Consider the following 5,567-nt stretch of genomic DNA (forward strand, 5'->3'; position numbering starts at 1 on the left):
GGATGGCGACGAAGTCGCCCGGCCGCACGCCCAGCCGGACCAGGCCGTGCGCGATGCGGTCGGTCATCGCGCCCAGCTCGGCGTACGTGACGACGTCGGTGACACCGTCGGCGACGCGCCGGCTGATCAGTGCCGCCTTGTCGGGGGACGTGGCCATGTTGCGGCGTAAGTCGTCCAGAAAGGTCTCGTCGCGCCACCAACCATTGCGCCGGTATTCCTGGCTCGTGTCCGACACGGTCACCGCCTTTCGTCGTTCTCGTTCTACTCGATTGCTATGAAGTGGGAAATACGGTGTTTTCCCCGGCTGGGGTGACCAGGTAGAACAACCCCGGCAGATGCACCGCGACGCCCTCGTACACCTCCGCGCAGACGGCCACGCCCGGCCGGGCGAACGTGCCGGGCGGCGGCTCGGCCACCCGGATCACCGAGCGGCCCGCGTCCAGCAGCCTGGCCGCCACGGAGATGTCGCCGACCAGGGCGTCACCGGGGGCGACCCACCGGTTGCGGCTGACCTTCATGCCGTTGCCCTCGGCCAGCTCGGCCAGCAGCCCGCCGCGGCCGATCAGCCGGTGGTAGTAGTCGCGCGGGTTGACGATCATCGCGTGCGGGGTCGCGCCCGACTGCTCGACCTCGTCGCAGGCCGACAGCACGCCGTGGACGTAGTCGTCGTACGGCAGGCGGGCGATCTCCGGATGGCCGAGCAGGGCGGTGGTCAGGGCCAGGTTCTCGGCCGTGGCCAGCCGGACCAGCAGGCGGTAGTCGAGGAAGGTGGCCAGCGCGTCCGGGTCGGCGGCCAGGCCGTCGGGGATCTGCACCCACGCCCGGATCGGATGCACCTTGGCCTCCGACATGCCGAACCTGAAGGCCGCCTCGCGGCGCACGTCCGAGTCGCGCACCGACCGCCGCTCCTCCTCGCCGGGCGGCGACTCCGTCCAGAACCGGGCCGTGTCGCCCTCGACGGGGACGACCTTGAGCAGGTTGCGCACGGTCAGGCGGGGGCGGTCCTTGGTCGGCTCGTGCGCCTCGGTGATGGTGTAGTCGAAGGTCACTTCCGCGTGGCCGGGGTCCTCGGCGTAGGCCCGCGCGAACAGCCGGCCCGGTGACTCTGACATGGATACTCCCTATTCGTCCTGGACGAGGCGCTGGTAGAAGGGGAGGTGGTGGTCGTAGAAGGCCCGCAGGGCCGGATGGTTGTCCACGGTGGCGGCGTAGACGTTGCCGCGGTCCTCGAACCCGGCGCTGCCGCTCGCGTCCAGGTGCCAGCGGCGGGTCCGCCCCCACTCCGGGCGGTCGCCGGCGGCCCAGCTGAGCGAGCCGGGCAGGAAGGGCAGGCCGGTGTAGGCGCAGAACTCCTCGACGACCGCCGCCGGCTCGCGGATCAGCCGTTCGGTGCGGATCACCAGCGGCCGCCGGCCGGTCGCCTCCCGGACCAGCTCGTGCAGCAGGAACAGCCGCTCGTAGCCGATCTCGTCGCAGGTCACCGCCGGTTTGATCGCGTAGTGCGAGGCGATGGTCGGCCGCGGGTCGCGCACGATGAACGTGTGGACGATCCCCGCCAGGTCTTCCGGATGCTTGAACAGGTGCGGGTACTCGTAGTCGAGCACCTCCTTGACGAACACCGGCCGCGCCCGCGCCAGCTCGGCCAGCCGGACCAGCAGGTCCTTCTCCGACCGGGCCGTCACCTCGCCGCCGTCCGGCGCGGGCAGCGTCAGCGAGCCCTCCTCGGTCAGTGCCAGGAACGGCTCGTGCAGGACGGCCACGTCGCCCCGCTCGATCATCATGCGCAGGAACGCCGTCGAGGCCGAGCGCGAGTGCGCCCACATGGCGACCAGCGGCCCGCTCACCCCGACCACCAGGCCGGCACCCGGTCCCAGCGGTGCCGCCGCAGCTCGCTCAGCAGGTCAGGGTCGAGCGGCCGCCCGTCGGAGACGCCGAGGTTGGCCCGCACGTGCGCCGGCCTGCGCATCCCCGGGATCACCGTGCTGACCGCCGGGTGGTGCAGCACGAACCGCAGCGCGACCTCCGGCAGCGAGAGCCCCTCCGGGAGCGCCGCCTTGAGCCGTTCGGCCCGCTCGACGCTCGGCCCCAGGTTCTCCGGCCCGAAGTACGTGCTGCGCCAGTCCTCCTCCGGCCACGTGCTGTCCGCGGTCAGGGTGCCCGTGAGGGTGCCCTCGTCGAACGGCACCCGGGCGATGATGCCCACGCCGTCGCGCAGCGCCCGGTCGAACAGCTCGTCCTCGGGCGCCTGGTCGAAGATGTTGTAGATCACCTGGATGACGTCGATCAGGCCGGTGTCGAGCGCGGCGAGGCAGTTGGCCGGCTCCCACCGGTTGACGCTGATGCCGACCGCGTCGATCAGGCCCTCGCTCTTGAGGTCCCTGATCGCCTCCTGCCACCGCTCGTCGCGGGCCCAGCGGTCCTCCCAGGTGTGGAACTGCATGAGGTCGATGCGCGAGACGCCCAGGTTGTCCAGGCTGCGGTGGGTGTACTCGCGGATGTGCTCGGCGGGGTAGGCGTCGTCGAGGGTGTCGTCCGGTTTCGGCGGCCATTCGCGGTTCTTCGGCGGGATCTTCGTGGCCACGTACAGCCGGTGGCCGGAGTGGCGGCGCAGCAGCGCGCCGAGCAGCTGCTCGCTGACGCCGCGGCCGTAGACCCAGGCGGTGTCGAAGAAGGTGCAGCCCAGTTCGACGGCCTCGTCGAGGCAGCGGGGGGCGACGTCGTAGTCCCAGCCGGTGAAGCCGCCGGGGCCGCCGCCGATGCCCCACATGCCGTAGCCGACCTCGCTGACCTCCCAGCCGAGGTTTCCCATCTTGCGGTAGCGCATTCCTGACCTTTCCTGATCAACCGGTGGGCACCCGCTGCCCGGCCGTGCCCGCCAGGCGGGCGTGGTAGGCGGCGATCGGGCCGTCGAGGGTGCCCTCGCCGAGCCGCCATCGCTGTTCGAGCCTGTGGCACTCGTCCTTGCGGAACAGCGCGGGGTTGTCGGTGAGCAGCCCGCCGAACGCCCGGCGCAGCTCCTCCTCGTCCGCCGCGGCGGGCAGCAGGGAGGCGAGCGTGATCAGCTCGCGGTCCCCGCTCGCCCGGCCGGTCTCGCGCACGAGCCGCGCGAAGTCGCCGCACGGGATCGGCGTGACCGGCACGCCCGCCCGCGCCGGCACGTCGTCGATGCGGACGCTCTCGGCGCGGAAGACGTGCAGCGTACGGCCCCAGACCTCGGGGTCGGCCACGGCCGCCCCGACCCGCGCGGCGACGTAGTCGACCGGGGTGTAGTCGGTGCGCGTGGCGACGTCCGGACGCACGCCGAGCCGCACGAACGCCGACAGCAGCAGGTGGGTGAAGGCGACCGGGTTCGGATAGCCGTTGTCGGCGCTCGGCATGATCTCGCCCAGCCGCAGCACGGTCACCAGCGCGCCCCGGCGCCGGGCCTCGGCCAGGTAGCGCTCGGCGATCCACTTCGACCGGCTGTAGCCGCCGCCCGGCGGCCTGGCCAGCGCCGGGTCGCAGTCCTCCGGGACGCGCTCGCCCCTGTGGAGCGCCTCCGTCTGCAAGGCGCCCAGCGTCGAGACGTAGTGCAGCGGCACCGGGTGGTGGGCCATCGCCAGCCGCACCAGCTCGATCGTGCCGCGCACGTTGGCCTGACGGTGGGCGCGGTAGTCGAACAGGAAGTTCACCATCGCGCCGTTGTGCAGCACCAGGTCGCAGGCTCGGGCCAGATGCTCCCAGGTGGAGCCGTCCAGCCCGAGGCCGGGTAAGGACAGGTCGCCCGCGTAGCCCTCCAGCCGGTCGGCGAAGCGCGGCTCCCACAACCCCCGCTCGGCGAGCGCCGCGACGACCCGGGCCGTGGCCGCCTCGTCGTCGGCCGCCCGCGCCAGGCAGCACACCCGCAGCCCGCCGCGGCTCAGCAGCTCGTGCACCAGGCGGCTGCCGACGAACCCGGTGCCCCCGGTGACCAGCACCGTGCGCAGCCGCTCCGGCCTGGACGCCCGCCGGATGGGCTCCCCGTCGGGCACCACGGAGTCGCGCGCCATCAGCACCGACTCCTCCTCGATGGCCTCGTGGTCCTGCCGCCGCCGCTCGATCAGCCGGGCCAGCGCGCCGGCCGTCGGGTGGTCGTACAGGTCCTTGACGTCCACGCGCACGCCGGTCTCGGCGGTGATCATGTGGACGACGGACAGGGCCTGGATGGAGTCGCCGCCCGACTCGGCGAAGTGCGTCTCGGCGGTCAGGCCGGGCCAGCCCAGCGCCGAGCGCATCGCCCGCAGCACCTGGTCGCCCAGGCACGCGGTCGGCGCGCTCTCGGCCAGCAGCGCGGTGTCCTCGGCCAGCCGGCCGTCGAGGATCTCCTGGAGCCGGCCGCGGTCCACCTTGCCGTTGTCGTGCAGCGGCATCTCGACCAGCGGGAAGAAGTAACGGGGGACGCTGGTCCGCGGCAGCGTGCGGCGCAGCTCGGCGGCCAGCGCGGCCTCGGTCAGGCCCCTTCCGGAGGCGAACAGCGCCAGCGCCTTGACGCCCGCCTGCTCGGCCACCAGCACCTCGGCCTGCAGCACGCCGGGGCAGCGCTGGGCCGCCGCGGCGATCTCGCCCAGCTCGATGCGCACGCCGTGGATCTTGACCTGGAAGTCCTTGCGGCCGGCGAAGAACAGGCGGCCGTCGTCGTCCAGGTGGCCGAGGTCGCCCGTGAGGTAGAGGCGCTCGCCCGGGATCTCGTCCGGAAACGGGTTGCCGACGAACGCCCTGGCCGTCGCGGCCGGGTCGCCCAGGTAGCCCGCGCCCAGGCAGGCGCCGCCGATCGCGATCTCGCCGGTCGTGCCGGGCGGGACCGGACGCAGATCGTCGTCCACCACGACGGCGTAGCAGTTGTCGATCGGGCGGCCCAGCGGGACCGCGTCGCCGTCGACCGCCGACACCCGGTGGAAGACCATCCCGATCGACGCCTCGGTGGGGCCGTAGCCGTTGGTCAGGTCGAGGCCGGGCAGCAGGGCCATCAGGCGGTGCACCGCGCGCGGGCTGACCGCCTCGCTGCCGACGACGAGCCGGCGCAGGGACGACAGCGCGCGCAGGGCGGCGGCGTCGCCGTCCACGATGGCGACCAGGGCGTTGAAGACGCTGGAGACGAAGTCGGCGGTGGTGATGCCGTACCGGGCGATCAGGTCGATGGTGTGCCGGAGGTTGAGGAAGTCGCCCTGCACGGGCAGCACCGTGCGCCCGCCCGTGGTCAGCGGCCAGAACAGCTGCCACAGCGCGGAGTCGGAGGTGTGCCTGCTGTTCTGCAGCACGACGTCGTCGCCGGTGGCGGCGAAGTAGCGGGTCATGAAGCGCAGCCGGTTGGCCAGGCCGCCGTGCCGGTTCATCGCGCACTTGGGGGTGCCGGTGGTGCCGGAGGTGAAGTAGCCGTACGCCAGGTCGTCCGGGCCCAGCTCGACCGCCGGGCGCTCGGCGGTCGGGACGATCGTGTCGATCCCGACGATCACCGCCCGCTCGGCCGCGCCCGGCGGCAGCGGCTCGCCGCCCGCGCACAGGATCGGCCCGTCCGGCAGCACGTCCAGCGTGTCGCGCACGCGCTCGAC

5 protein-coding genes are annotated in these 5,567 nt (G+C 73.0%); all 5 read right to left on the reverse strand.

Annotated features, from left to right (window positions below; all coding sequences use genetic code 11):
- Nucleotides 1-235, reverse strand: a 235-nt coding sequence (locus ACWCSD_RS46725) for an AMP-binding protein (RefSeq protein WP_449925287.1), incomplete at its 3' end; no start/stop codon positions are given.
- A 37-nt stretch (nucleotides 236-272) separates the two neighbouring features.
- Entirely contained in the window at nucleotides 273-1,112 is an 840-nt protein-coding gene (locus ACWCSD_RS46730; protein WP_358298335.1) for a family 3 encapsulin nanocompartment shell protein, read from the reverse strand.
- 9 nt (nucleotides 1,113-1,121) lie between these two features.
- The gene (locus tag ACWCSD_RS46735) at nucleotides 1,122-1,844 is read right to left on the reverse strand and encodes a sulfotransferase-like domain-containing protein (protein WP_358298333.1); all 723 of its coding nucleotides are present in this window, start codon (nucleotides 1,842-1,844) and stop codon (nucleotides 1,122-1,124) included.
- Entirely contained in the window at nucleotides 1,841-2,824 is a 984-nt protein-coding gene (locus tag ACWCSD_RS46740) for an aldo/keto reductase (protein WP_449925292.1), read from the reverse strand. The genes ACWCSD_RS46735 and ACWCSD_RS46740 overlap by 4 nt, the downstream gene beginning before the upstream one ends.
- A gap of 16 nt (nucleotides 2,825-2,840) precedes the next feature.
- Nucleotides 2,841-5,567, reverse strand: a 2,727-nt coding sequence (locus tag ACWCSD_RS46745; protein WP_449925294.1) for a thioester reductase domain-containing protein, incomplete at its 5' end; no start/stop codon positions are given.

The sequence above is a fragment of the Nonomuraea sp. NPDC001684 genome (assembly GCF_053596515.1).

Coding starts and splice junctions, on each gene's coding strand:
- ACWCSD_RS46730 (WP_358298335.1), bottom strand. CDS start 1,112: ATGTCAGAGTCACCGGGCCGGCTGTTCGCGCGGGCCTACGCCGAGGAC.
- ACWCSD_RS46740 (WP_449925292.1), bottom strand. CDS start 2,824: ATGCGCTACCGCAAGATGGGAAACCTCGGCTGGGAGGTCAGCGAGGTC.